The sequence below is a fragment of the Pontibacter sp. LHS1 genome (genome assembly GCF_058932855.1).
The window spans coordinates 32,673-58,087 of the sequence record NZ_JBZYWF010000008.1 but is presented as its reverse complement, the minus strand read 5'-3'; the positions used below and the strand labels follow the sequence as shown (position 1 = coordinate 58,087).

Genomic DNA, 25,415 nt, shown 5'->3' with positions numbered 1-25,415 from the left:
GTCGCCGGACTACTTTCCTTGCGAAACAGCAAGAATGCTTTTCCTGTTCTTTAAGATTAAGCTCCCGCTCCGCCGCTACGTCCACGGAAATAGCCACTTCGGCCTGTACGCGGCGCTGTAGACTGCTGACGGTAAGTCTGCACATTCTGGCGCCATGCGGCTGTATTGTTCATTACGCCCGGGTTGGCATAGTAAGCAGGTCTTGGTGACATCATGCGGCCGGCCATAAAGCCCATGCCGCTCCACCACAGCACACTGCCCAAGCCAAAGCCGCCTTGGGAATATTGCTGCTCATTTTGGGCAATGTCACGCATCTGGTTCTCGAGTGCCAGGCCCTGCAGCGTATCTACGCGGCCGTCGTTATACTTTAGGATCGCCATGCTCTGGCCAGGCGCTGTGGTACGCTCGTCGGTGATCTTCCATTGGTCAGGTGCCTCTTCTGTGAGTTCCGTTACAATCCCATCCGGCACTGGCACTTCTGTACCCGCGTTCCATTCATCATTTGTCTGCGTGTTTGAATCACAGCTAGTGAGTCCCATGGTAGCGGCGGCGGCCACAATAAAGGCATTGCGCTTGAAGTCACCGATGGTCAAATATCGCTTTTTCATAAGATTATCTCCGTTGATATATAAAGGTACTCTTTTTACGGGATTTCTGAAAGTCGGGGAATCGGTGGATGGTTGATTTGTTGATTGCCAGTACACGATTCGGACGTGTCGCAACCTGGCCCTACAAAATCCCTATTCCCACAGTGGGTAGTGCTCCAGGTGCACCTTCCGTTTGAAGAAGATGCGGGTACTCTCTTCGAATGACCGAGTAAAATCAGATACAAAGAAAGCATGATCACCCTGCAGCTCGTCTGAGGTCAGGTCATTGGTTTCCAGAAACCGCCGCACATGTCTGGCCACGATCTGGCTGGCGTCCAGTACATCAACTTTCCCCTGATAGTAATTCTCGATCTGCTTCTTGATAAGCGGATAGTGCGTGCAACCCAGAATAAGCGCCTCTATACCCTGCAGCTCTGGCGCCGACAGATAGGCGTGAATCACATTCTCAGAGATAGAATCATTGAAAAAGCCCTCTTCGATCATAGCAGCGAGCAGCGGCGTGGCATGTGACTTCAGCGTGATAGCCAAATCCAGTTCATCTATTTTTTTGCGATACACATTGGAGTTGACTGTTTGCTTTGTCCCAATAAGTCCGATCGTTTTGCCCGCATAAGTTTTTCCAATATGCTCTACCACCGGATCTATCACATTCAACACCCGTGCTTTGCTGCCCACATATTCCTTTACAAGCTCATAAGCCGCCGCTGATGCTGAGTTACAGGCAATTAAAATCACCTTGCAGTTCTGCCGGAGCAGCAGATCACATATCTTCACGGCATAGGCCTGTATGGCAGCCGTAGATTTATCACCATAAGGCAGATGAGCGGTGTCACCAAAGTATATAAGCTTCTCGTTTGGCAGCTCTGCCACAATTGCCTGCGCTACAGTAAGCCCCCCTATGCCACTGTCAAATACCCCGATCGGGTGCATGTTTTTTCTGTCTCCCATATGGTGCGAAGTTATGTTAAAACCCACAAAATAAGATGTTCACCATAATTTTAAGGTCATTCACTTATTTTGATACCACAATTGAATTTTTCAAACTTATTATTGAGTTATAAATCAACTTGTCGCCTTGAGCGGCGGCACTGAATATTATTTTTACAATATATTTTGTGAAAAAATTTTATTTGATTATATTTAACTACTTTATACAAAGGGAATTGCTATTTTAATTCTCAGTTCCCTGAGTACGACACCCGTTGGCTTTATCAACAGAGCAGATAAAGCAGATTATCCACCTCCTAGCCTAGCCCTTATGTCTACAGCTATCACTGACTCCGCTTTCATCATCTCGCCTGCGTCACCTGTGGTGAAACGCACGCCCCTGTATGGTAGTTCTATCAGTCGTTTTGTGGCATTCCTGATCGACACAACTATATTGGTGTTCTGGTATTCGATCATACTGTACTCCATGGCGGAGAACTCGCTGCAGTTCAATACATGGAAGCAAGTAGTGATCGATGGGAACATTAGTATGCTGGAGTTTGAGGCGGTGCTTCAGCTATTCTTTTACAGTCTCTACTTCCCTGTTCTGCACTGGCTGTACTATACCTTGCTGGAGGCCTCTCCAAAGCAGGCTACTATTGGCAAGTTTACCTTGGGCTTAAAAGTGACTGACCTGCGAGGCAAACGCATCTCTTTCCTGCAGGCAAATGCACGCTACTTTTCTCGCATCCTCTCAGCGCTACCGCTTTTACTTGGCTTCTTGCTCATTCAATTCACCCGCCGTAAGCAGGCGCTGCACGATCATGTGGCCCGCACCCTGGTAATGACTGAGCAGTAAATTGCACTATTTTTCTACTATATACCCAACACCTCATAGAATGAACCGTATATTATATCCTGTACAACAACAAGAAAGGAGGTAATTATGCGTTTTATCCCAACCCGTTTTCACGGAATATTGGACTATCTATATGGTATTTTGCTTATCGCATCGCCCTGGCTGTTTGACTTTGCCGCCGGTGGTGCTGAAACCTGGGTACCTGTTGTCATAGGTGCAATGGTGCTCCTGCAAACAATCTTAACAGACTTTGAGATGGGCCTGGTAAAGAAGATTCCGATGCAGACGCACTTGATGCTCGACTTTGGTATAGGTGTCATTCTGGCGCTATCGCCGTGGCTGTTCGGCTTTGCTGACTATGTGTTTACACCACATCTGATCTTTGGTGTATTCTCCATACTGGCATCGCTCACCACACACCGCACACCAAGCAGAGCTTATAAAACCAATGTGGCACACGAAGAAACTGTAAGATAAGCGACATAAACCATGTGTAACGCAACAGGCTGACTTCATCAAGTCAGCCTGTTTTATTTTGCCTGCCCATAGCGCAGAAATACCTAAATTTGCACTATGAATTACCTATCCGCAGAAAATATCTCGAAAAGCTTTGGCGAACGCTGGCTTTTCAAAAACCTGAATTTTGGCATCAGCCAGGGGCAACGCGTCGCCCTGGTAGGTGTGAACGGCTCCGGCAAAACCACGCTGCTAAATGTGCTGGCAGGCAAATTGCCGCCTGACGAGGGTAGCGTGAGCGTGCGAAAAGAAGTAACGATCGGTTTCCTGGGCCAGAATCCGGAGTTTAACGAAGAGCTGACGGTGCAGCAGACCATTTTCGGCGGACAGGGCGAAGTACTCGACGTCATCCGCGAATACGAAGTGGCCATCTCCCATCCTGACACCAGCGCGGAGAAGATGCAGCACCTAATGGAGCGCATGGACGAACTGCAGGCCTGGGATTTTGAGATCAAAGTGAAGCAGATTCTTTCCAAATTAGGTATACATAACCTTGAGCAACAGATAAAACAACTCTCGGGTGGGCAGCGCAAGCGGGTGGCTATGGCCCGTGTGCTTATTGAAGAGCCCAGCATGCTTATTCTCGATGAGCCCACCAACCACCTGGACCTCGACACCATTGAGTGGCTCGAAGGCCTGCTATCTACCCAGAACACAACCCTGCTGATGGTGACGCACGACCGCTACTTCCTCGACAAAGTGGCCAATGAGATAGCCGAACTCGACAACGGGGAGCTCTATACCTACAAAGGCAACTACAGCTACTTTGTGGAGAAGAAAGCTTCGCGTGAAGAGATGGCCGCCGTAGAAACCGAGAAAGCCCGCAACCTGATGCGCAAAGAGCTCGACTGGATCCGACGTCAGCCGAAAGCCCGCGGCACCAAGGCCAAGTATAGAGTCGACGCTTTTGAGGAACTAAAGGAGAAAGCCGCCAAGAAAACAGCGGCTCCGCAACTGGAACTGTCTGTGAAAACCACCAGACAAGGCGGCAAGATCATCGAGGTAGACCATATCTCGAAGTCTTTTGGCTCCAAGAAGATCGTAGATGACTTCTCATATGTGTTCAAGAAGAAAGACCGCATCGGCATCGTGGGTCCGAACGGAGCGGGCAAGTCTACCTTCCTGAACATGCTCACTGGCAAACTGCAACCCGATAGCGGCACCATCGACGCCGGCCAGACGACTGTGTTCGGTTACTATACCCAGGATGAGCTGGATTACAAGGAAGACCAGCGCGTGATCGACATCGTGAAGGAAATTGCGGAGGTAGTGGAGATGGCCAACGGGGAGGTGATCACAGCCAGTCAGTTCCTGCAGCACTTCCAGTTTGCCCCGCCGCAGCAGTATACCTTTGTGAGCAAGCTGAGCGGTGGTGAGAAGCGTCGTCTGCAGTTGCTGCGCGTGCTGATCAAGAATCCCAACTTCCTGATACTCGATGAGCCTACCAACGACCTCGATATCATCACGCTCAACATACTGGAGGACTTCCTGCTCAACTTCGGCGGCTGTCTGCTGATGGTGTCCCACGACCGTTACTTTATGGACCGACTGGTAGAGCACCTGTTTGTGTTTGAGGGCGAAGGCAAGATCCGCAACTTCCCGGGCAACTACACTGACTACCGTGAGTGGCTGAAGGAGCAGGAAAAAACCGAGCCGGAGCCAAAGCAGGTTGCTCCTGTTGTCGAAAAAAAACAGGAACAACCGACGACAGGCAAGCGCAAACCGACTTACCAGGAGAAAAAAGAGTTTGAAGAGTTGGAGAAGACCATGCCACAACTCGAGGCGCGTAAAGCAGAGATCATCGAAACCATGAATTCCGGCACTACCACTGACCACGAGCAGCTTAGCAAATGGGCCAAAGAACTGGAGCAGCTAAACGAGCAGCTTGAAGAAAAAGAGATGCGCTGGCTTGAGCTCTCCGAGATCATGTAAGCACCTTGCAGCTATACCTTAAAATCGCCGAATCAACTTGTTTGCTTCGGCGATTTCATTTCAGGCCTTTCACGGTCACATAAGCTTTCCCGTTACGCTCCCCCACCTTCACGATTTCCCGGTCAAACTTGCGGGGGTGGTTGATGATGTCGTAAAAACTGTCAAGGTACTTGAGAGACTGCCGCAGCCCTGTTTTACTCAGGGGCTCACACTGCCTGTATACTGCATAAATCGGAGTACGGTAAGCGTTAAATGTGTTGACTATCTCCCGGTGGATGTTTTCCGGGAAAGTATACGCTCTGTACAGGCGCTGTTTTACAGACTTTATACCCAGCTCAGGAGGCGGTGAAGCATAGGGGGCGCCTACTATACCTGCGTAGTCAAAGTCGAAAGGCACGGGTATAGGCGCTGAAAGAGAATCAGGTGCCAGCAGGTCGATGTTATGCCGGTAAGGCACAGACCAGTCCGTGTTGCCGATCATGTACTGGAAAAGGGCTAGCCGGGCCATGGCCTTCGGGTCAACGTGGTCCATGCTTAAGCGTAATTTACCAGGTATAAGCTTCATGTTTGTGCGGCTGGCCATGCTTTTGTCATCCTCTATCAGAAAAGCATAGCGCACTTCTTCTTTGCGTCTCCCAGCGCTGTCGGCATAGGTTACCTGGCACAAACGCACCCTAAAACTCTCCTCAGCCAAAATGTTGTATACCTTGTACACGAGGTACTCCCGAAGCACATACTCATCCCCGATGCAGTGCGTCACCAGCTTCAGTTTGTTCTGCCCTTCGAAGATAGAACCTGCCGGCATCTTTTTGCGGATCAGGTTGAGCATGAGCGGCGGAAAGCGGCAGACGGTGACATCGCGACGGCGGTTGCCCCGCACCATCACCCGCAACGGCAGGGTCACGACAGTGCCTGTGTTGTCGGCATAAGAAAGGGTGGCTGTGTGATACTGCCTTTCATCGCCACGGTCTTTCAGCAGCCGCTGGTAATTAACTACTAGCGTAAACTTCAGCGGCGAGTCCTCCGAAAACAGGTCGGCTGGTTTGGCCACTTGTTTGCGTAGCTGTGTCGCAGTATGTGAGCTTTCAGTTGAGTATACCTGCGCCAGCCCCTGCAAAGGGATGCACAGCAGTACAGCGCACACCAACAGGTATAGCCGACGCTTGAAATCACCAGTACATACAGAAGCTGCCATTAAATAGGGACAGGTAAGCGATGCAGCCCGTAGCGACACAAATCAAGTCAGCCTATACCTTAGGCGTATGGCCCAGGTACAGGCATCAGGGCACAGGCACGGTGCCTGCTGGCAGCCTGCGCAGGCTGCGACGTGTAAACAGTTCAGTCATAAGCGCTCCTTCCGATTGAGGGAAGGCCATACCAAGCATTGGAGCCACTGTTGCCGAAATATCAGCCAGCGTATACTTTGTTTCTACAAATCCACCCCTCCGGAAGTCAGGTCCGAGAGCCAATAGGCTGATGCGCTGACAACCCTCACAATCATCACCATGGTCTATCCAGCCGTTTTCTACCGTATCCAGGTGGCGCCCGTGGTCGGTGGTGATCAGCAGCGTTGTTTTGTTTCGGTAGTGCTGGTTTTTCTGCAGGAAGTCCCAGAGTTGCTTTGCATAGCGGTCACCACGGGAAATACCGCGCAGATAATACTCCCAGTTACCTGCATGGGCAAAGCCATCGGGCTCCATAAAATTGATCAGCATCAGGTTCGGCTGATCGGCTTGCAGCACCTTCAGCACCTCCGCCAGCGTCAGGGAATCAGCCCGGTAGCCACTGCCTGGCCCACTGACGCCACAGTTAAGTGAGGGCATAAACTGGTTCTGCCAGTCTGGGTGCAGAGTGTTGCCCAGGATGTCCAACTTGTCCTTGCTCGACACGATCCAGGCGGCTGTAGAGGGTTTGCCTGTCTGCTTTAGCCAGTGCTGGAAGAAGGAAGGGTTAGCGGGAAGCTCGGCTCCGTAATTGTCAATGGGCTGGTTTATACCTGTCGTGATAGCTGCATGCCCCGAATTGGTATAGGTATAGCCTTCGTTGCGGAAGTTATTGCAAAAGGTGCCTTGCGGCATCAAACTTTGGGACATATTTGGTATGATACCCGGCACCGCCCCCCATGTTTCCGAATAGCGCACCCCATCAATCACCAGGATGATCACATTTTCGGAGCGAAGACCACCTGCTCCTCCGCCTGTTGTAGCACAGGAACCAAGCAGAGCCGCTGTAGCCAGGGCCAGCAGCACCTGCAGTCTACCTGCACGCAACCGGCGGCAACGCAATTTTGAATATCCGGGGTAAGCTCCCATACCTGACACAAATAAAAGGGCATAAAATCCTATACTTAGGTATACGATATCCGCTAGAGTTCAGGCAAACAGCCAGGTTGATCTGAAAAAATCAGAAAACCTGTCAGAATAGTTTGCGTTTACTCGTGATTATCGCTTCATTGCGCACATCAAATAAACACATGTCTAAACCAGCAGCCATAGCGAGCCTCTCATTGCCTTTGCCATTTGGTATCGTGCTGCTGCATGCTGTTTCCGCTGATTGCTATCGTGCCGCCTATTATTGCTACGGTTATTATTACCGCTGCTCTACTGCGCTCTCTCAGGCAATCAGGCGACTTACATACCGCACTTAAACAGGAAAAGTCCACAAGGCCCCTGACTGATACAACTGAAGCAGAGCTTTCGCTCTGCTTTTTTCATTTTATACCTATTCCAAAAACTAAAAATCAAACCGTATGACATCCATGGACCTGACACAGAACTACAGCAGCTACACAACCGAAAACCACCAGGTATGGGCCATCCTCTACGACCGCCAGTTGCACAACCTCCCCGACAAAGCCATACCTGAGTTTATGGAGGGCCTGGAGAAAGTCGGCTTCAACCGCGACCGTATACCTGATTTCAATGAGATAAACCAAAAGCTCAGGCCACTGACAGGGTTTGAAGTAGTGGCAGCTCCCGGCATAGTCGATGATGCGCTGTTTTTTCAGTTGATTGCCAGCAAACGCTTCCCGGCCACGGTGTGGGTGCGCCGCATGGACCAGCTCGACTACCTCGAGGAGCCTGACATGTTCCACGACGTGTTTGGCCACGTGCCGCTGCTCACTATTCCGGTGTACTGCGAGTTCCTGGCCAAGCTATCCGAGCTGGCTCTTACCCACCTCGACCGCCCCGATATTATTGACCGCCTTACACGCATCTACTGGTACACGATTGAATTCGGATTGTTCCGCAAGCCTGGCCAGAAGGCAAAGATCTACGGCGCCGGCATTCTTTCCTCAATGGGCGAGAGCAACCTGTCTGTATCTGATGAAAGCGTGAAGTTCGACTTTGACGTGGACCATATTCTGGACACGGCCTACATCAAAGAGACGTTCCAGAGCCAGTACTTCTGTATTCAGAACTTTGAGCAGCTACTCGGGAGCCTGCCAGTTATTGAAGCGGCCCTGCAGCAGCTCCGCACCCAGGATGAGTTAGCGACCACTGCCTGACATAAAAAGCCCCGCCAGCAACAGGTATAGGCTACCTCCTGCTGGCGGGATTTATCTATACCTACAGATACAGCTTAGTGCGTGAGTTCGTGGTTGATTATGAAACCTAGCTTGCGTGGCCTCGACAGCTGTGAGTTTTCGAGCTTCTGCTTGTAGGTGATGCGTTCAATGTCCGAGACATCCTGCCCCATCAGGTCGTTGTTCACAGCTGCCACCATGGCGCTTTCCACAATGAGGCGCAGCATGTCATCATTTATTACATTTCGGGCAATGCGGTCGTAGGGTAGGTCCATCTGCTTTACACCTTCTATGGCAAAGTGATTCTCGATGTTGATGAGCATCCGGCCAACCAGGTAGCCCGGGTCGTCGAGGCGGTTGTATTTAACAGTATCAGCCATGAAGTTGTACGCCATGATGTGTCCGAAAAACCGGCGGCGGAAGTCCTCTTCCACATAATCGTTGCGCATGATCTCGTAATCGTCAGGGAACGTGACGATGTTGGAATGCATGACAAAAACAAGCAGATCACCAGAGAACTTGATCTGAAACTCCAGATCGGTTACCGCCTTGTATTCGATTACAACATCCGCATTGTGCGTCGTGATCCGATTGGTCAGCTCCTCTACAATCTCCTGCGAGATTTCCTTCATCCGCGTAAAGGTCTGGTAGGTGTTGCGGTATATTGCCTGCTTTGTAGCCGACTTTTGCTGCAGGCCTTGTATTATATCGTCGAGTCTATCTTTCATACTTATGCTTGTTTCGGGTGCTGTATTTTTTACTCTAATCTTTCAGAAATAGTTATTCAAGCGGTTTTCGCCAAGGTATACCAACCTTGCTGGCTTACATTTAACAGGCTAAGAATCATCCTACTTAGCAGGTGCTATAAATTGCCTGAGTACTTGCTCATGATGCTGTGCAAAGGTTGGTGGAGGGGCCACTTCATTTGTTGCCATCCCCTCTCCCACAAAAGCTACCTGCCTGATGCCACTGGGGCCACCTGGCTGGGTCAGCAACATGCGCCTGGCCTGTGGCTGCTCAAATACTTCGGGCACGCTGTTTACGGCACCAGCCGGCACATGCAGCCTGTGCAGCTCCTGCAACAGCGCAGTACGCTCGTGCTGCCTGATCAGCTGCTCTAACTGTTGGTTGATAGCCTCCCGATGTTGTACTCTCGCATTATTGGTGGCAAAGTGTGGGTGATCAGCCAACCCCGCATCCCCCAGCACCTGGCAAAGGCGCCTGAACTGTCGATCATCACCTATGGCGAGCACTACCCGCAGACTGTCTTTGCAGGTAAACACACTGCCGTAGGGTACAATGTTGGGGTGCTCAGACCCCATGCGCTGTGGGCTATGCCCTGCCACCAGGTAGTTAGTGCCCTGGTTGGCCAGCGCTGAGACAGCAGCATCAAAAAGCGAAACCTGCACATACCTGCCCTCCCCGGTACGCTCACGCAGCAAGAGCGCCGTCAATATACCTTCCTTTAGTTGGTGCGCCGCCAAAATATCCATCAGGGCAACGGGCATTTTGGTGGGTGGTCCGTCAGCAGTGCCGTTCATGTACATGAATCCGCTCTCAGCCTGTATCACGGCATCATAACCTGCCCGCTGATCCTCGAGCCCATAGCCTGAAATATGTCCATAAACCAGTCTGGGGTTGAGTTGAGCCAGCGTGCGGTAATCGACCTGCAGTTTCTCAGCATCGCCGGGCTTATAGCTCGCGATCACAACATCGGCTTTGGTGGCCAGTTGGTGCACTGCTTCAAGCGCATGCGGCTGTGTAATATCGAGTCCCACTGAGAGCTTGCCCCAATTGGCCGCGGAAAAATAAGCTGAAACATCCGTACTCCCCTGCTCAGTCGCCAGTTTCCAGGTACGGGTGACATCGCCGCCAGTGGCGGCGTTTTCAAGCTTTACCACTGTAGCGCCAAGTTCTGCAAAAAACTGCCCTACACTAGGTCCTGCCAGCACACTGGCCAGCTCGAGCACCAGCATATTTCTAAAAACGGGTTCAGCCATCTTCTTAAGGTATAAGTGATAGGGCGCACGCCTGCCTCAGGCTGTCGCTCTGAAAACAAAGCTATCAAAAAGGGGATAAAAAAAGCAGCCCTTCCGAAGAAGAGCTGCCTGTATGATTTCGCTATGTATAAAATTAGGTCCCGATCAGGAGGGCTGCTATATCAAAAAGAAAATAGCATTGATGATGTTAACGCCCAGTAGAAGATAGAAGTTCGGAGATTCTTGTATAGCTTTTTTCATTTTAATTTTAAATAAATCTTTCTTTTATATGTTTTAAGATGATTGTTTATATCACTTTGGGCTTATTTACGCCTCACCTAATCAAATGTTTCGGCGTTAATATAAAAAAATCTATGTAATTAAAATTTAATATTGTTTAAGTTATATAAGCTAATAAAATATTTTGCAATTCTGTTCATATTTAAAACATTCTATCTATATAGCGATTTTCTAATGTTTTTAACTTTTCGAATGCAGCTCCAACTTTATAAATGTATTGTGCTATTCTTTGCTGATCGACGATGCAATATTAATATAATTTTCAATATAAATAACATAACCTTTTAAATTTTTCTCAGATAAGGTAAAAAAAACGTATCTTTACCACAATAAATGCGGTTTAAAGGCCGCTAAGGCATAAAAATAATTTTATAGAGATAACTTTGGATTTTCGTTCATTCAACCTTCACGAAGATGTGATCACCGGAATTGAGTCAATGGGCTACAATACCCCGACACCGGTACAGCAGCAGGCCATTCCGCTCATATTGGAGCAGAAGGATATTATCGCCTGCGCACAGACAGGTACCGGCAAGACTGCCGCTTACCTGTTACCGCTTATCGATCGCATTTCGCACGCTAATTACGACTTCACCAGCACCCTTATTTTGGTTCCGACACGCGAACTGGCCAAGCAAATAGACGAACAGGTAGAAGGCCTGGGCTATTTTGCCCCGGTTAGTTCTATCGCCATCTACGGTGGCAGCAAAGGCGATGAGTGGGAGCAGCAAAAACGCGCCCTAACCGGTGGTGCCGATATTATTATAGCCACGCCAGGTCGCCTGATGTCGCACATGGCTCTGGGCTATGTAAAGCTGGACCAACTGAAGTACCTGGTGCTCGACGAGGCTGACAAGATGCTGGACATGGGCTTTATGGATGACATCCTGAAGATCGTGCGTGCACTGCCTGCCGAACGCCAGACACTCCTCTTCTCAGCTACTATGCCGAAGAAGATTCGTGACCTGTCGCAGCAGATTCTGCAGCAGCCTGAAGAGATTAACCTGGCCATCTCTAAGCCGGCCGAAGGTATAGACCAGCGTTTATACCTGACTTACGACAGCCAGAAGCTGCCTTTACTGGAGCACCTGATTCGTGAGCTAGAAGTGCAGAACATGATCATCTTCACCTCCCGTAAGTCAAACGTAAACCAGATCGTGCGCTCGCTGCGCAAGATGGGCTTTGAGGCGGAAGGTATTATGTCGGACCTGACGCAGGAAGAGCGCGAGAAGGCGCTGCAAGGCTTCAAGAACCGCAAGTACCAGATCCTGGTAGCCACGGATATCCTATCCAGAGGTATAGACATTGACAGCCTGAGCCATGTGGTAAACTTTGACATGCCACAGGATGCCGAAGACTATGTGCACCGTGTGGGCCGTACAGCCCGTGCCGCCTCTACTGGTATGGCCATTACGTTTGTAAATGAGAATGACATGTACCGCGTGCGCAAGGTAGAGCAGTTGATCGAGCGTGACCTGCCTAAGCTTCCGCTTCCGGAGGGTTTTGGCCCGGCTCCGGTATTCGACCCGACCCGTCGTGACATGGGCCGTGGACGTGGCGGCAAAGGCGGCGCAAGAACAGGTGGAGGAAGACCAGGCGGCAGCCAGCGTTCAGGTGAAGGTGGTGGCAGAGACCGCAATCGTCGCAGAGGACCGAAACCGGAAGGTGCAGCCCCACGCAATGAAGGTAACAACAGACCAATAAAAGCTGCTAACCCGCAGCCAAGAAGCGAGCAAGGCACTCCAAAGGCAGAGGGGCAGGAAGGCGGACAGAAGCCAAACCGTAATCGTAACAGGAACCGCAACCGGAACAAGCCAAACGATTCTAACCCACAGAACAGCAAGCCGCCAGTTTCGCAGGACAATAACTAAACAGAAAGGGCCTCTCCTACCGGAGAGGCCTTTTCTGTTTAACAGGGGCTATACCTGGTGTATGAGCACCTCTTATACATTATCCCCTCCAACAACTAATTTTATAGGTCAAAACACCTTTTCATCTATAGAAAACGAGGGTTTATATAATATTTACAGATTAATATATATTATTTGATACCTTTCTACTCGTTACAAATTAGTCTCCACTGCATGTATGCTCGGTTAAGTCTCAGGTTCATGTGAAGTGAGGAGCTTTGGCTTCGCAACCAAAGACGGCTAGTGTCTTTCAAACCACTTTATTTCTATATGAAACAAACTTTACTGCTGGCACTCCTCTGGTGCCTGGCATGTTCGGCTTTTGCTCAGTCAACTGCACCGACAGGCACCATCAAAGGCATTGTAGCCGACTCCGCAACACAGGCCTCTCTGGACTACGTCACGGTAGTAGTGCAGGAAGCAGGAAAGAGCCAGGCAATCAAAAGCACTTTCACGAGAGACAATGGCTCGTTTGAGCTGACGGGCCTTGAGTTGAAGCAATACCAATTAGTGCTCTCATATGTGGGCTACAAAACCAAAGTGCTGCCCCTCCCCGCCTTTACCGGCACGACCATCGACCTGGGCAGGTTACCCCTGGTTTCTTCGGCCAAACAACTGAAGGAAGTGCAGATCGTGACGGAGAAGCTGCTGGTAGAACAGGACATCGACAAACTCACCTATAACGTAGATGCCGACCCCGAAAGCCAGACCATGACGGCCCTGGACATGCTCCGCAAGGTGCCGCTGCTAAGCCTGGATGCGGAAGACAACATCAAACTGAACGGCAACAGCAACTACAGGGTACTTGTCAACGGCAAAACCTCTTCGCTTTTTGTGCGCAGCCCGAAAGATGTGTTCAGAAGCATGCCGGCCAGCACCATCAAAAGCATTGAAGTGATCACTAACCCGCCATCCAAGTACGAAGCCGAAGGCGTGGGCGGCATCATCAACATCATCACGCATAAAAAGAACATAGGCGGCTACAATGGCTCTGTCAATGCGCAGGTTTCCAGCCCGAGAGGAAGCAATTTTGGCGGCTACCTGACTGCCAAAGTAGGCAAGGCGGGTTTTTCAGGCTATTTTGGTACCGGCTCCTATTACAGCCCAGCCAACAGCAACAACTTGTACCGTGAGGACAACATACGCCAGACGGTACTGCAGCAGGTTGGAGAAAGCCGAAACGACAATACCTATCAATACGCGAGCGGTGAGTTCAGCTACGAGATGGACACACTAAACCTGTTCACGGCCAACTTCAGCATGAACATGAACAACGGCAATAACACACTGGCGCAGCGTGTCGATCTGTTTAACTCCACAGGGGCACTGACCCAGGCTTACACACGTTTGAACAATGGCAACTTTACCTGGAAGGGGAGTGACTTTGGTGCTGACTACCAGCGCACCTTCAAGAAAAACAAAGATCAGCTGTTCACCCTTTCTTACAGGCTAAGCAACAGCGGCAATGGCAGCGGCTCAGACTTCATACTGGACCCAGTGCTCAACTTCAATGGCCAGGTAAGCCAGACGGACAATGACGGCAGTTCAGTAGAGCATACCATGCAGGCTGATTATGTGCAGCCGATCAAAAAGCATACCCTCGAGTTCGGTGTGAAAACAATCTTACGACTGAACAGCAGCGATTACTTCTACAGCAACCAAAATCCCGAAACAGGCAATTTTGTGATCGACGAGAACCTGACCAACAGCTTCGAATACCGCCAGGATATCTATGCGGCCTATACTTCGTTAAGCCTTAAAAAAGGTGACTGGGGTCTGAAAACCGGTGCCCGTCTGGAAGAAACCAGAATCGATGCGAACTTTAAGTCATCAGGAACGGTGGCTACTCCCGACTATTTCAATTTGATTCCGAACATCACCCTGTCGCGCAAATTAAAGGGTGCCAGTACCATGCGCTTGTCCTATACCCAGCGCATCGAGCGGCCGAGTCTCTACTACCTCAACCCGTATGTAAACCAGATCGACCCGCGCAACATCAGCTTTGGTAATCCGAAGCTCGATCCGGCCACGAACAATGTGTTTAACCTGGCCTATAATACTTTCGTGAAAGGAACGTCTATCAATGCGAGCATCTTCCATAACTTCACCAACAACTCCATCCAGAGCTATACCACGCTTGGCTCAGACACTGTGGCCCGTACTACTTACGGCAACATAGGCCGCAATCAGACTTACGGCTTCTCTTTGAGCGGCAACACCACACTGTTCAAGAAACTGAGCATTAACCTGAACTCCACTACCAACTATGTGAAGCTGACCAGCGTCATCGACGGCGTGCCTCAGAATAACGAGGGCTTCACTTACAATGTGTTCGGCTACTCCAGCTACCGCTTCGAGAAGGGCTGGCGGGCAAGCGGCAACATTGGCTACTACTCCTCCCGCATCCTGCTGCAGGGTCGCTCTGCTGGATACATCTGGAACAGCCTGTCGGTGAATAAGCAGTTCCTGAAAGACAACAAGGCGACGATCAGTTTCTCCGTGAACAGCCCGTTCCAGAAAAACCGACGCTTCCTGAACGAAATCAACGACCCGCGCTTCACACAGAAGCAGGAGAACTTCTTCCTGATGCGCCACTACAGTGTAGGCTTCAACTACCGCTTCGGTAAGCTGAAGGGAGACATCGCCCGCAAGAAACGTGGCATCAAGAACGACGATGTGAAGGCTGGAGAGCAGTCAGGCGGCGGTGCGAATTAAAATTTTGTTAGGTTAGCTCCGGGAGCCGCTCAGCGAGGTGGCTCCTGGTCTCACCTGATAAGCCTTGCAGCATATAAAACTGCGTTTACCTTACTCCCACATTTTGGAAGTAAGCAGGTAAAGCTCCGGCTATACTTTTCTATCAAGGCAAATAACGATCCCATATGAAAACGCTCGTATTTACCCTCGCTCTTTTAAGTCTGACTTTTATAGCAAAAGCACAAGAGGCCAGTGTAGAAAAATCTACCTCAGGTATACAGGTGGGTTTCCTTGGAATTTGGGCGCACAACGAAGCCAGGCTAACCAATAAGATCGCCTTCAGAAGTGAGTTCGGTTTTAACACGGGAATTCTGGGAGGCAGTCTTCATGAGAAAACATGGGTCATATTTGTACCGACGCTGTCCGCCGAGCCAAAGTTCTACTATAACCTGGACAAGAGGGTCCTGAAATCAAAAGACATTTCCGGGAACAGTGGTAGCTTTATTTCCTTGCGATCCACTTACATTCCCGATTGGTTTGTTCTTTCCAATTACGAAAATATAAATGTGATAAATCAGATCACGATCATTCCAACATGGGGTATCAGAAGGAATATCGGCAGGCATTTCAATTACGAAACAGGAGTTGGACTAGGTTACCGCCACGTTTTTTCCAAAAGTGCAGGATATTCTGAGAACACAGGAGATGCTGTATTGGATCTGCGTTTGAGAATAGGCTACAGGTTCTAAAATTACTCCAGACAGGCAATGGTCAACGGACTCTCCTGTTATAGAAGAAAGCATCAGATGCTTTGTTTTAAAATAAACCTAAATCATATCGGAGCTGATATTTACTAACTTTAGACCGGGTTTGTAAATATCAGCTTCCTTTTTTCTAAATAACATCAAGCCTCAAAAGAAGAATACAAAATGAAAAAACTTCTACTCCTGATTATAACTCTATCAACCCTAGTTTCACATGAGGCAGTACAGGCTCAAAGTACCTTCCGATATGGCGGAGAACTTGGCCTTTCAATCTCACAACTTCCAGAGCGTATGTCCTCTGTCACAGAGACCGGACAAGGCAAGAGATTTGAAAGGACAAACCCACTCCCGGGTCCGCTTGTGGGACTAGCAACTGAACTGACAGTGAAGCGATACATCCGCTTTACAATGGGGGCGCAGTATCAGCTGGCAGGTACGCGTTATTATTTCAACCAAAAAGACAAGGATTATCATACGAAGAAGAACTACTCCTATGAGTATTGGGAGAATAAGACCATGCACAAGCTTAGCTTTCCTGTTTCTGCAGGTTTTGTACTATCTGACTGGAAGCTCCAACCATCTCTTTTTGTAGGGTATAGACCAAACTATTTTATAAAAGGAGAAGAGAGCGGCAGATCCATTTTTGTGCAGGAAGGTCAAGAAACACGTAGAGGCGAGAACAGTTTCGATCCGTTTGACACCTTCTCTTCTGCTAAAAGATTTCAGCACCAGGTATTTGCCGGTTTGTCTTCTTCCATTGGTGAGCATATCAAAGTGTCCTTTACCTATCATGCTGGAGGTCAACTACACTATGGGGAGCACAATGCGACCAGCTATTATTATACCTACAACAACAATGATTGGATCATATCAGCTACTTACCTGCTTCGGGCAAAAAAGAAAGACCAGGAAGCTGAGTAAAAGGAAAACACAGGCTCCTAACAAAATTAAAACGACAAGGTATAGTATCTTAAGTTTTCACCACTAAACAGGTATAGATGCAAACGACGGCTATTCAAAAAATCGGATCACTTGCTTTTCTATACCTGACCTTGCTCTTGTCGGTGAGTTGTGATAAAAAGGCGCCTGGTCCGGAGGAGCCTGCTTTTGTGAATGAACTCGCCTTACAGCTAGACGGACAGGACTGGGTACCGACAGCAATTGATGGCGATAAATGCAGAAGCAGGTTTAACGGTGCCTGGTCACTTCATACGGTAAACGACATTTCCTCCCCTGCTTTTACAATTTCAGCGCACAGCAACTCCGGCAAGAGCGACATGCAAGCAGACGACCTGCTGGAGATCCAAATTACAGGAGTAGATAAAAAGGGCACTTACCACACGACCGGCACTTATCAGGAAATTTTCGATTCCTACGCTTATTACCTGATCACGCACGCCGATGGCACTTCTACCAGGTATGTGAATACACCTAATTCTTTTCAGGTAAAGGTAGATGAAATATTGCCGCTGTCTGGCTTTGTCAAACTCCAGAGCATAAAAGGAAGCTTCGAAGGCATCCTCTATCATGAGCAAAACCCTGAGGAATTTATCAGAATTGAAAAGGGGAGTTTCAAGTTTAACAAGCCAAACAGCTACAATCCAAATCATTGTAGCCTGTAGTATATTCTGCTAAACCTGATTTGCCTAGATCCTGCAAACCGTTCCAGCGCATTTCTCCGTTTAAGTGAGCATCCAAACACTTAAACCAAAACCTCCATCATGCGCATTCTCTATATCTTTCCGCATCCCGATGATGAATCCTTCGGTCCGGCCCCTGTTATGTGGCAGCAACTGGAGCAAGGGCACCAGGTATACCTGCTCACCCTCACCAGGGGCGGCGCCACCAAAGTGCGGCACGAACTGGGCCTGAGCGTAGAAGAGATGGGCGATGTCAGGTATAAGGAGATGCTGGCCGTGGAACGGGTGCTTGGCCTGACAGGTATGACGGTGCTCGACCTGCCTGACAGTAAACTAGCAGAGATGGACCCACGCGAGATTGAAAAGGTGGTAAAGGCGCATATCCGGCAGATAGAACCGCAGGTCATCGTATCGTACCCGGTGCATGGGGTGAGCGGCTTTCATGACCACCTCGTGATGCACGCCGTCGTTAAGCGGGTATACCTGGAGATGAAAGAAGGCGGTTCCGATTACCTGAAAAGGCTGGCTTTTCTGACGCTGCCCAATAAAACAGAACAGCCGCTGCAATCCGGCAAATTCCTGATGAAGCACAGCAGGCCCGACCTCATCGACTGCGAAGTGAAGCTGCGACCTGAGGACATAGAAATCATGAAAAAGGCACTGAACTGTTATGACACCTATCAGGACGTGATCAAGCAGGCCAATGTGGTGGAGTCGATTGGCGATACCGTCTACTTCGAAATTTATCAGGAGGACCATAAACCTCCACTGGCTAACCTAACAGATGGGCTTTAGCCTTGAGTAGAAGACTATCTGACATTTAACTAAAAGAGGAGGCAAGGTATAACTTGGTGTTAATTGGCAGCTAATGCTTATTTTAGCGTATCCTTTGGGCTATACCTATACCTGAATTATGAAAGCACTTTTGCTGATCGACATACAAAACGATTTTCTGCCTGGCGGTGCATTGGCTGTGCCGGAAGGGGACTTGATCATACCTATTGTAAACCGCCTGCAGGAGCAGTTTGATCTGGTGGTGGCGACGCAGGACTGGCACCCGGCTGATCACAAGAGCTTTGCCTCAAATCACGAAGGCAAGAGCCCGTTTGAAACGACCGAGCTACTCGGGCTGCCACAGGTCCTCTGGCCCGACCACTGCCTGCAGGGCACACCCGGAGCCGACCTCGCTCCTGCTCTTGAAACCAGAAAGATTGAGGCTATTTTCAGGAAAGGCACTAATCCGGAAATCGACAGCTACAGCGGCTTTTATGACAACGGCCGTCTCAAGTCAACCGGACTGGCAGATTACCTGCGCGGCAAAGGCGTGACACAGCTCTACCTGGCCGGCCTGGCCGCCGACTACTGTGTGTACTACTCTGCCAAAGATGCTCTGGGAGAAGGATTCGAGAAGTACTTTATTGAGGATGCCACCCGCCCGATCAGTCAGGAAGGCTATGCCGCTGCACGAGTCGACATGCTGGCCAGCGGTGGAAAAATCATACAGAGCGGCGACCTGCTTTAGTAACTGATCAAGCCACCACCTGGCCTATCCCGAAGAGCAGCACGAACAACATGGTGGTAATCGCCATCTGCTTCAGGTATGGGTCGAGTTCGGCGGAGGTTTGCTTTTGCCATACCTTCACGCCATTGACTAACACAAGTGGAACAGCCAGCACAAACAGAAACTGCCACACGCTGTACAAGTTGAGCAGCACGTAAGCCACCGCACTCAGCACGCCCCCTGCCAGCAAGAAGGTGTGGTAGACACGCGCCCGCGCTGGGCCTAAGCGCACAGGTATAGAGCGCTTGCCCGCCAGCACATCCGACTTGATATCCCGGATATTATTTACGTTGAGCACCGCTGTCGAGAAGAAACCACAAACCATAGCCGGCAGGATCACCAGCATGGGCAACGATTGAGCCTGCAAAAAGAAAGTACCCAGCACACCCACCAAGCCAAAGAACACGAACACGAAGATATCGCCCAGTCCGGCATACCCATAAGGCTTAGAGCCAGCTGTATAATTAATAGCCGCCCAGATCGAAGCCAGGCCAAGGGCAAGAAAGATCAGGAACAGGTATATCCCTTCGGTACCGAAAGCCACCCACAGCAGCAGCAAGCCCGACACCAGCGACAGCAGGCTGAAAACAGCCATCCCTTTCTTCATGTGCTCGGCTTTGATGTGGCCGGCCTGCACAGCCCGCTTCGGCCCCTCCCGGTGCTCGCTGTCGGCGCCGTGTATGGAATCGCCGTAGTCGTTGGCCAGGTTGGAAAGTATCTGCAGAAATAGTGTGGTGAGTACACACAGGCCCACCATCACCGCATCAAATGCTCCGTAGGCAGCCGCCATAAAACCACCCATGCCGATACATGAAAAAGCCAGCGGCAGCGTGCGCGGCCTAAAAGCGGAAATCCAGGCCTTTACCAGACCTGGATTCTGCGGAATGTGTTGTGTTGTGTTCAAGGTATTGCTCTGAATTATCAGGTATAGCAAAGGCCTGTACCTGATGGAATTACTTCTGAATAGCCGCCAGGATCTCCTCTCCCATCGGCTTCACTTTTGACGGATAAAAGGCGATCACCTTTCCATTCTCATCGATCAGATACTTGCTGAAGTTCCAGCCTGGCTCCTCATTGTTCGGGCTGTTTTTGGCCAGCCACTGGTAGAGCGGGTGCTGGTCATCGCCTTTTACCGATACCTTCTCCATCATCTGGAAAGTCACGCCATAGTTCTTCTGGCAGAAAGCTGCAATTTCCTCTTCAGAACCGGGCTCCTGTCCGCCAAAGTTGTTCGCCGGGAAGCCTAGAATCACCACCTTATCGCCATGTGTCTCGTGAAGCTTCTGCAGGTCGGCGTACTGCGGGGTATAGCCGCACTCGGACGCAGTGTTCACCACCAGCACTTTCTTGCCTTTAAACTTCGACAAATCAATTGCTTGTCCTTCGAGGCTGTTTACCTTAAAAGAATAGAAGTCAGAGCTCTGTGCCGTCTGATTTGTTTCTGTAGTCATAGTATCTGTTGTTGTATTCGTTGTGTTAGACCCGCCGGAGCAGGCTGTTGTCACACTAAATACAAGGCCTATGCTCAAAAGTTGCGCAATGCGTTTCATATTTGATTTGCTTAAGGTATAAGTATATGCGGCTTAACCAGTACGTTCTGTTTTTGTTTACATCCGCTCCGGCACTTCTATACCTAGCAGGCTCATGCTTTCGCGTACGAAGCGGGCTACCATGGCAGAGAGGGCAATGCGGAAGTTGCGGGCCTGCTCGTCTGTCTCATTGAAGATCGAGATCTCCTGGTAGAAACGGTTATAGGCTTTGGCCAGCTCATAGGCGTAGTTCGCGATAACAGACGGCGCGTATAACTTACCAGCTTCTTTCACTACCTCCGGGTAGTTCACCAGCTGTACGATCACCTCCTGTTCCGCTTCATGCAGGTTCTTGAATTCACCAAAAGAGGCGGCATCTACGGCTATCCCCATCTCGCCAGCCTTACGCAGAATAGCAGAGATACGAGCGTGCGTGTACTGCACGAACGGCCCCGTGTTGCCACGGAAATCAATAGATTCCTGCGGATTGAAAAGCATGCGCTTCTTCGGATCTACCTTCAACAGGAAATACTTCAGGGCACCCATAGCCAGGGTATGGTACAGTTGCTGTGCCTCCTCCGGCGTAAAACCTTCTATCTTACCCAGTTCCTCTGTCTGCTGACGTGCCGTGTCGACCATCTCCTGCACCAGCTCGTCAGCGTCCACTACCGTACCTTCTCTCGATTTCATTTTGCCCGAAGGCAGGTCCACCATGCCGTAAGACAGGTGATAGATACCCTCTGCGTATGGTTTGCCGAGCTTCTTCAACACTGCCTTCAGCACCTGGAAGTGGTAGTTCTGCTCGTCCGCCACCACGTATACCGACTGGTCATACGGGAAGTCATTATACTTCAGTTCAGCTGTACCCAAATCCTGGGTGATATAAACCGAGGTGCCGTCAGAGCGCAGCAAGAGCTTCTCGTCCAGGCCTTCGTCGGTCAAGTCAACCCAAACCGAGCCGTCTGGCTTTTTGAAGAACACGCCTTTCTGCAGGCCTTCCTCTACACGCTCTTTGCCTAAGGTATAAGTCTCAGACTCGTAATAGAATTTATCAAAATTAACGCCGATGTTGCGGTAAGTGGCATCAAAACCTTCGTACACCCAGCCGTTCATGGTCTTCCACAGCGCTACTACTTCTTCGTCTCCCTGCTCCCATTGCTGCAGCATGGCCTGCGCCTCCAGCATCAACGGTGCCTTCTTCTTCGCCTCTTCCTTGTCCATACCGCCAGCTACCAGCTCGTCGATCTGCTCCTTGTAAGCTTTGTCGAACAGCACGTAGTACTTGCCAGCCAGGTGATCACCTTTCATGCCGCTGCTTTCCGGTGTTTCGCCATTGCCCATTTTCTGGTAAGCTATCATGGACTTGCAGATGTGGATGCCGCGGTCATTCACCAGGTTTGCCTTCATCACGTTGTGCCCGTTAGCCTTCATGATCTCAGCCACTGAGTAGCCCAGGAAGTTGTTGCGCAGGTGACCCAGGTGCAGGGGTTTGTTCGTGTTTGGCGAAGAGTATTCCACCATCACTTTCTTACCGGAGTCAGCTGCCTTCCCGTGCGCAGGGTTGGTCATCAGGTCGCGGAACAGGCGCACCCATACCTCTTCCTCTATCTCCAGGTTCAGGAAGCCTTTCACCACATTGAAGTTCTTCACCTCGGCGGCGTGCTCTTTCAGGTAGGCACCCAATGCCTCCCCGATCTGCTCAGGACCTTTGCCGGCCTGCTTGGTGTAGGGGAAGGTTACGAACGTAAAGCTGCCGGCAAACTCCTTACGGGTTGGCTGGAGGGCGATAGCAGAAGCATCAACAGTAAGGCCAAACAAAGCCTGCAGTGCCTGGCTAATGCTTTGGCTGATGGCGGATTGAAGTTGCATTAAGTAAATTAATGTATAGGTGTTTTATTGAATTCTCGGTGTAAAATGGCATCAGTGGCTGTCTCGAGTATGTCGAAAGCGTTTTCGGCCATCGTGTTTTCAGTGTCGAGCGTCGGGTTAATTTCGGTCATCTCGTAGCACACAATGCGCGGATCCTGCAACAGGTGGTAGTTCAGCAGTTTTGCTTCTTCTACGGTCAGGCCCACCTCTACCGGTGTTCCGGTTCCTTTCGAGAACTTCGAATCGAGGCTGTCCACGTCAAAAGACACATAGATGATGTCGCAGTCCTGCAGACGCCCGAGTGCTTCTGCCGCTACCTGCTCCGGCCCTTTCTGGCTCAGCTCAGCATAGGTAAAGTTCTTGATGCCGTGTTTGGTCATCAGGTAGTCTTCCGGCTCCTCGGTATCGCGCACTACAATGTATACCAGGTGCTCCGGCTTCAGCTTCGGGCCGTCATAGCCCAGCTTCTTCAGCGAGTTCCAAAAGAAAACGGTCTCTGGTGCCGGGTCGTTTATCTGACGCTCCAGGTTATCGATGTTAAGCGCCATGGCCAGCGGCATACCGTGCACGTTGCCCGATGGCGAGGTATACGGCGAGTGGATGTCGGCGTGTGCGTCTACCCAGATCACACCCAGCGTCTTGTCCGGGTAAGCGGATTTTATACCTGCTATCGTGCCGTGGGCATTGGAGTGGTCACCGGACAGCACGAGCGGAAACATGTCCAGCTCCAGTGTCTGCTCTACGGCATTGGCAATGTTCTTCTGCACCGTCAGGATACTGTCGATGCGGTGCGCATTCGGGAACAGGTCCCTGTCAAACAGGGTATAGTTAAGGTCAGGTACGCTGATGGAATTGAAACGTTTGAAGTAGTCGCAGCCTTTGTCCCAGCAGGCGACCCGCAGCGCGTCAATTCCCATGCTCGCCCCACGTGTTCCGGCTCCCAACTCTGACCTTACTTCTATTAGTTTAATCTTCTTCATAGATCTATATGTTCTGCAACGCTAGCTTCCTTCTTTCACAAAATTTTCCGGCTATAAAGAGCCTAATAGGAATAATTTCATGAACGATTCATATAAATTGAACTAAGTTTTTGCAAAGATGGTAAATAACGAACAATATTGCATGTTTTCTTAAGAGCACAAGCACCATAATGGATAAATACACTGACCTAATACACCAAACGTTTGATTTCCCAACTGAAGAATTCACTGTAGAGAACAACGAATTGTACTTCAACGGTATTCCCCTGATGGACCTGATCAAGCAGTATGGTACCCCTTTAAAATTAACATACCTGCCCAAAATTAGTTCTCAGATTCAGAAGGCGAAGCGTCTTTTCAACGACGCCATTCAGAAGCTGGACTACCAGGGCACTTACACCTATTGCTACTGCACCAAGGCTTCGCACTTTTCCTTTGTAATGGAGGAAGCCCTCAAGAACGGCATTCATATCGAAACCTCATCTGGTTACGACATGCAGATCGTGCGGGCACTGCACAAGAAGGGCAAAATCGACAAGAACACCTACATCATCTGCAACGGCTTTAAGCGTGAGCGCTACCGCCAGTGGATTTCGGAGCTGATCAACGATGGCTTTGTGAACTGTATGCCGATTATCGACCACCTGGGCGAGATCGACTACTACAAGGAGCACGTAAACGCAAAGACTAAAATTGGTATACGGCTGGCCTCGGACGAAGAGCCGAAGTTTGAGTTCTATACCTCCCGACTAGGTGTGCGCTACAACGACGTGATCGACCTGTACGAGCAGCAGATCAAAACCGACGACAGGTTTGAGCTGAAGATGCTGCACTACTTCATCAACACAGGTATAAAGGACACCTCCTACTACTGGTCTGAGCTAAGTCGCTTCGTGCACAAGTACTGCGAAGTGAAAAAGGTATGCCCGGAGCTGGATACCATCGACATTGGCGGTGGCTTCCCGATCAAGACCTCCATTCAGGCGGACTACAACTACCAGTACATGACCGAGGAGATTCTGCGCACGATCAAGCGTATATGCAAGGAAGAGGGTGTGCAGGAGCCGAATATCTTCACGGAGTTTGGCATCTTTACCGTAGGCGAAAGTGCCGCCAACATCTACTCTATCCTGGACGAGAAGCTGCAGAACGACAAGGAGCTCTGGTACATGATCGATGGTTCATTCATCACGAACCTGCCGGATGCCTGGGCACTGAACCAGCGCTGGCCACTGCTGGCAATCAACCACTGGAACAAGGAGTACCGCAAGATTCAGCTGGGGGGTATGACCTGCGACAGCCAGGACTACTATAACTCCGAGATGCACTCGTTCCAGGTGTTCCTGCCGAAAGCGCCAAAAGGAGAGCCACTTTACATCGGTTTCTTCCACACAGGCGCTTACCAGGAGCAGCTAAGCGGGTATGGCGGCATCAAGCACTGTCTGATTCCTTCGCCGCAGCACATTCTGGTGGACCGTGATGAGAATGGTAAGCTGATCAGCTGGCAGTTTGCGCCGGAGCAGAGCTATGAATCGATGCTGAACATACTTGGATACGAAATTTAACGCCGCGAGCGTTAAATTTGCGTATACTGTTTTGCATTTATAGTAAAAATTGTATTTTTGGATTACCATCGTTTATTTAAATATTTTACCATGAAGAAATTAGCAGCATTCGGCGCATTCATCCTGGCACTGGGTATGACTTCCTGCAAGACATACTGCCCAGCCTACAACTTTGCCAGCGTTGAGGTGTCTGAGCAAAACGCCCCGGCAACTGACCTTGTGAAGGAAACTGAAGTGATCAAAGGCTAATCCGAGC

Annotated in this window: 23 protein-coding genes; 13 read left to right on the top strand and 10 right to left on the bottom strand. The window is 50.0% G+C overall.

Annotation, left to right across the window (positions count from 1 at the left end):
- Positions 1-56: 56 nt before the first annotated feature.
- Both AC5FXQ_RS15690 and murI read right to left on the bottom strand, forming a co-directional pair.
- Positions 57-608, bottom strand: a complete 552-nt coding sequence (locus AC5FXQ_RS15690; RefSeq protein WP_493603367.1) for a Cj0371 family chemotaxis-regulating polar lipoprotein — start codon at positions 606-608, stop codon at positions 57-59.
- 132 nt (positions 609-740) lie between these two features.
- Positions 741-1,556, bottom strand: a complete 816-nt coding sequence (murI, locus tag AC5FXQ_RS15685; protein WP_493603366.1) for a glutamate racemase — start codon at positions 1,554-1,556, stop codon at positions 741-743.
- 310 nt (positions 1,557-1,866) lie between these two features.
- Between murI and AC5FXQ_RS15680 the strand changes: the two genes are divergently transcribed.
- From AC5FXQ_RS15680 to AC5FXQ_RS15670, 3 genes are all read left to right on the top strand, one after another.
- Entirely contained in the window at positions 1,867-2,394 is a 528-nt protein-coding gene (locus AC5FXQ_RS15680) for an RDD family protein (RefSeq protein ID WP_493603365.1), read from the top strand.
- Between the two features lie 120 nt (positions 2,395-2,514).
- Positions 2,515-2,871, top strand: coding sequence for an SPW repeat domain-containing protein (locus tag AC5FXQ_RS15675; RefSeq protein WP_493603364.1), 357 nt, complete (start codon positions 2,515-2,517; stop codon positions 2,869-2,871).
- A 96-nt stretch (positions 2,872-2,967) separates the two neighbouring features.
- Positions 2,968-4,842, top strand: a complete 1,875-nt coding sequence (locus tag AC5FXQ_RS15670) for an ABC-F family ATP-binding cassette domain-containing protein (protein WP_493603363.1) — start codon at positions 2,968-2,970, stop codon at positions 4,840-4,842.
- 55 nt (positions 4,843-4,897) lie between these two features.
- On the opposite strand, the gene AC5FXQ_RS15665 is transcribed toward AC5FXQ_RS15670, so the two are convergent.
- A complete protein-coding gene (locus AC5FXQ_RS15665; protein ID WP_493603362.1) occupies positions 4,898-6,037 on the bottom strand; it encodes a hypothetical protein in 1,140 nt (379 codons plus the stop codon).
- Positions 6,038-6,122: 85 nt separating this feature from the next.
- Positions 6,123-7,112 carry an alkaline phosphatase family protein gene (locus AC5FXQ_RS15660; RefSeq protein ID WP_493603361.1) on the bottom strand — a complete coding sequence of 330 codons (990 nt, stop codon included), beginning with the start codon at positions 7,110-7,112 and terminating at the stop codon, positions 6,123-6,125.
- A 479-nt stretch (positions 7,113-7,591) separates the two neighbouring features.
- On the opposite strand from AC5FXQ_RS15660, the gene AC5FXQ_RS15655 reads away from it, so the two are divergent.
- On the top strand, positions 7,592-8,350 hold the full coding sequence (locus AC5FXQ_RS15655; protein ID WP_493603360.1) for a phenylalanine 4-monooxygenase: 759 nt from the start codon (positions 7,592-7,594) through the stop codon (positions 8,348-8,350).
- A gap of 74 nt (positions 8,351-8,424) precedes the next feature.
- On the opposite strand, the gene AC5FXQ_RS15650 is transcribed toward AC5FXQ_RS15655, so the two are convergent.
- Complete coding sequence (locus AC5FXQ_RS15650) at positions 8,425-9,096, bottom strand: hypothetical protein (RefSeq protein ID WP_493603359.1); 672 nt, start codon at positions 9,094-9,096, stop codon at positions 8,425-8,427.
- A 120-nt stretch (positions 9,097-9,216) separates the two neighbouring features.
- Complete coding sequence (locus AC5FXQ_RS15645; protein WP_493603358.1) at positions 9,217-10,368, bottom strand: CaiB/BaiF CoA transferase family protein; 1,152 nt, start codon at positions 10,366-10,368, stop codon at positions 9,217-9,219.
- A 716-nt stretch (positions 10,369-11,084) separates the two neighbouring features.
- Between AC5FXQ_RS15645 and AC5FXQ_RS15640 the strand changes: the two genes are divergently transcribed.
- The 7 genes from AC5FXQ_RS15640 (at position 11,085) to pncA (ending at position 19,177) form a co-directional block, all read left to right on the top strand.
- A complete protein-coding gene (locus tag AC5FXQ_RS15640) occupies positions 11,085-12,518 on the top strand; it encodes a DEAD/DEAH box helicase (RefSeq protein WP_493603457.1) in 1,434 nt (477 codons plus the stop codon).
- Between the two features lie 309 nt (positions 12,519-12,827).
- Positions 12,828-15,272: a TonB-dependent receptor gene (locus AC5FXQ_RS15635; RefSeq protein WP_493603357.1), complete on the top strand. Its 2,445-nt coding sequence runs from the start codon at positions 12,828-12,830 to the stop codon at positions 15,270-15,272.
- Between the two features lie 164 nt (positions 15,273-15,436).
- Positions 15,437-16,000: a hypothetical protein gene (locus AC5FXQ_RS15630; RefSeq protein ID WP_493603356.1), complete on the top strand. Its 564-nt coding sequence runs from the start codon at positions 15,437-15,439 to the stop codon at positions 15,998-16,000.
- A 180-nt stretch (positions 16,001-16,180) separates the two neighbouring features.
- Positions 16,181-16,936 carry an outer membrane beta-barrel protein gene (locus tag AC5FXQ_RS15625; protein ID WP_493603355.1) on the top strand — a complete coding sequence of 252 codons (756 nt, stop codon included), beginning with the start codon at positions 16,181-16,183 and terminating at the stop codon, positions 16,934-16,936.
- A 77-nt stretch (positions 16,937-17,013) separates the two neighbouring features.
- Positions 17,014-17,637 carry a DUF5025 domain-containing protein gene (locus AC5FXQ_RS15620; RefSeq protein ID WP_493603354.1) on the top strand — a complete coding sequence of 208 codons (624 nt, stop codon included), beginning with the start codon at positions 17,014-17,016 and terminating at the stop codon, positions 17,635-17,637.
- 99 nt (positions 17,638-17,736) lie between these two features.
- Positions 17,737-18,450: a PIG-L deacetylase family protein gene (locus AC5FXQ_RS15615; RefSeq protein WP_493603353.1), complete on the top strand. Its 714-nt coding sequence runs from the start codon at positions 17,737-17,739 to the stop codon at positions 18,448-18,450.
- Positions 18,451-18,568: 118 nt separating this feature from the next.
- Complete coding sequence (pncA, locus tag AC5FXQ_RS15610; protein WP_493603352.1) at positions 18,569-19,177, top strand: bifunctional nicotinamidase/pyrazinamidase; 609 nt, start codon at positions 18,569-18,571, stop codon at positions 19,175-19,177.
- A gap of 7 nt (positions 19,178-19,184) precedes the next feature.
- Here pncA and AC5FXQ_RS15605 read toward each other — a convergent pair whose 3' ends face one another.
- From AC5FXQ_RS15605 to rocF, 4 genes are all read right to left on the bottom strand, one after another.
- The gene (locus AC5FXQ_RS15605; RefSeq protein WP_493603351.1) at positions 19,185-20,120 is read right to left on the bottom strand and encodes a 1,4-dihydroxy-2-naphthoate polyprenyltransferase; all 936 of its coding nucleotides are present in this window, start codon (positions 20,118-20,120) and stop codon (positions 19,185-19,187) included.
- Positions 20,121-20,169: 49 nt separating this feature from the next.
- Positions 20,170-20,667 (bottom strand): glutathione peroxidase, encoded by a 498-nt coding sequence (locus AC5FXQ_RS15600; RefSeq protein WP_493603350.1) that lies wholly within the window; start codon positions 20,665-20,667, stop codon positions 20,170-20,172.
- A gap of 156 nt (positions 20,668-20,823) precedes the next feature.
- Positions 20,824-22,614, bottom strand: a complete 1,791-nt coding sequence (gene argS, locus AC5FXQ_RS15595; RefSeq protein WP_493603349.1) for an arginine--tRNA ligase — start codon at positions 22,612-22,614, stop codon at positions 20,824-20,826.
- A gap of 8 nt (positions 22,615-22,622) precedes the next feature.
- Complete coding sequence (gene rocF / locus AC5FXQ_RS15590; protein ID WP_493603348.1) at positions 22,623-23,594, bottom strand: arginase; 972 nt, start codon at positions 23,592-23,594, stop codon at positions 22,623-22,625.
- A 170-nt stretch (positions 23,595-23,764) separates the two neighbouring features.
- Between rocF and AC5FXQ_RS15585 the strand changes: the two genes are divergently transcribed.
- Positions 23,765-25,159: a type III PLP-dependent enzyme domain-containing protein gene (locus AC5FXQ_RS15585; RefSeq protein WP_493603347.1), complete on the top strand. Its 1,395-nt coding sequence runs from the start codon at positions 23,765-23,767 to the stop codon at positions 25,157-25,159.
- A gap of 90 nt (positions 25,160-25,249) precedes the next feature.
- Entirely contained in the window at positions 25,250-25,408 is a 159-nt protein-coding gene (locus tag AC5FXQ_RS15580; protein WP_493603346.1) for a hypothetical protein, read from the top strand.
- Positions 25,409-25,415 lie beyond the last annotated feature (7 nt).

Coding starts and splice junctions, on each gene's coding strand:
- AC5FXQ_RS15655 (WP_493603360.1), top strand. CDS start 7,592: ATGACATCCATGGACCTGACACAGAACTACAGCAGCTACACAACCGAA.
- rocF (WP_493603348.1), bottom strand. CDS start 23,594: ATGAAGAAGATTAAACTAATAGAAGTAAGGTCAGAGTTGGGAGCCGGA.
- AC5FXQ_RS15620 (WP_493603354.1), top strand. CDS start 17,014: ATGCAAACGACGGCTATTCAAAAAATCGGATCACTTGCTTTTCTATAC.
- AC5FXQ_RS15680 (WP_493603365.1), top strand. CDS start 1,867: ATGTCTACAGCTATCACTGACTCCGCTTTCATCATCTCGCCTGCGTCA.
- AC5FXQ_RS15630 (WP_493603356.1), top strand. CDS start 15,437: ATGAAAACGCTCGTATTTACCCTCGCTCTTTTAAGTCTGACTTTTATA.
- AC5FXQ_RS15650 (WP_493603359.1), bottom strand. CDS start 9,096: ATGAAAGATAGACTCGACGATATAATACAAGGCCTGCAGCAAAAGTCG.
- AC5FXQ_RS15645 (WP_493603358.1), bottom strand. CDS start 10,368: ATGGCTGAACCCGTTTTTAGAAATATGCTGGTGCTCGAGCTGGCCAGT.
- AC5FXQ_RS15690 (WP_493603367.1), bottom strand. CDS start 608: ATGAAAAAGCGATATTTGACCATCGGTGACTTCAAGCGCAATGCCTTT.
- argS (WP_493603349.1), bottom strand. CDS start 22,614: ATGCAACTTCAATCCGCCATCAGCCAAAGCATTAGCCAGGCACTGCAG.
- AC5FXQ_RS15580 (WP_493603346.1), top strand. CDS start 25,250: ATGAAGAAATTAGCAGCATTCGGCGCATTCATCCTGGCACTGGGTATG.
- AC5FXQ_RS15670 (WP_493603363.1), top strand. CDS start 2,968: ATGAATTACCTATCCGCAGAAAATATCTCGAAAAGCTTTGGCGAACGC.
- AC5FXQ_RS15625 (WP_493603355.1), top strand. CDS start 16,181: ATGAAAAAACTTCTACTCCTGATTATAACTCTATCAACCCTAGTTTCA.
- murI (WP_493603366.1), bottom strand. CDS start 1,556: ATGGGAGACAGAAAAAACATGCACCCGATCGGGGTATTTGACAGTGGC.
- AC5FXQ_RS15640 (WP_493603457.1), top strand. CDS start 11,085: ATGGGCTACAATACCCCGACACCGGTACAGCAGCAGGCCATTCCGCTC.
- AC5FXQ_RS15585 (WP_493603347.1), top strand. CDS start 23,765: ATGGATAAATACACTGACCTAATACACCAAACGTTTGATTTCCCAACT.
- AC5FXQ_RS15600 (WP_493603350.1), bottom strand. CDS start 20,667: ATGACTACAGAAACAAATCAGACGGCACAGAGCTCTGACTTCTATTCT.
- AC5FXQ_RS15615 (WP_493603353.1), top strand. CDS start 17,737: ATGCGCATTCTCTATATCTTTCCGCATCCCGATGATGAATCCTTCGGT.
- AC5FXQ_RS15665 (WP_493603362.1), bottom strand. CDS start 6,037: ATGGCAGCTTCTGTATGTACTGGTGATTTCAAGCGTCGGCTATACCTG.
- AC5FXQ_RS15635 (WP_493603357.1), top strand. CDS start 12,828: ATGAAACAAACTTTACTGCTGGCACTCCTCTGGTGCCTGGCATGTTCG.
- pncA (WP_493603352.1), top strand. CDS start 18,569: ATGAAAGCACTTTTGCTGATCGACATACAAAACGATTTTCTGCCTGGC.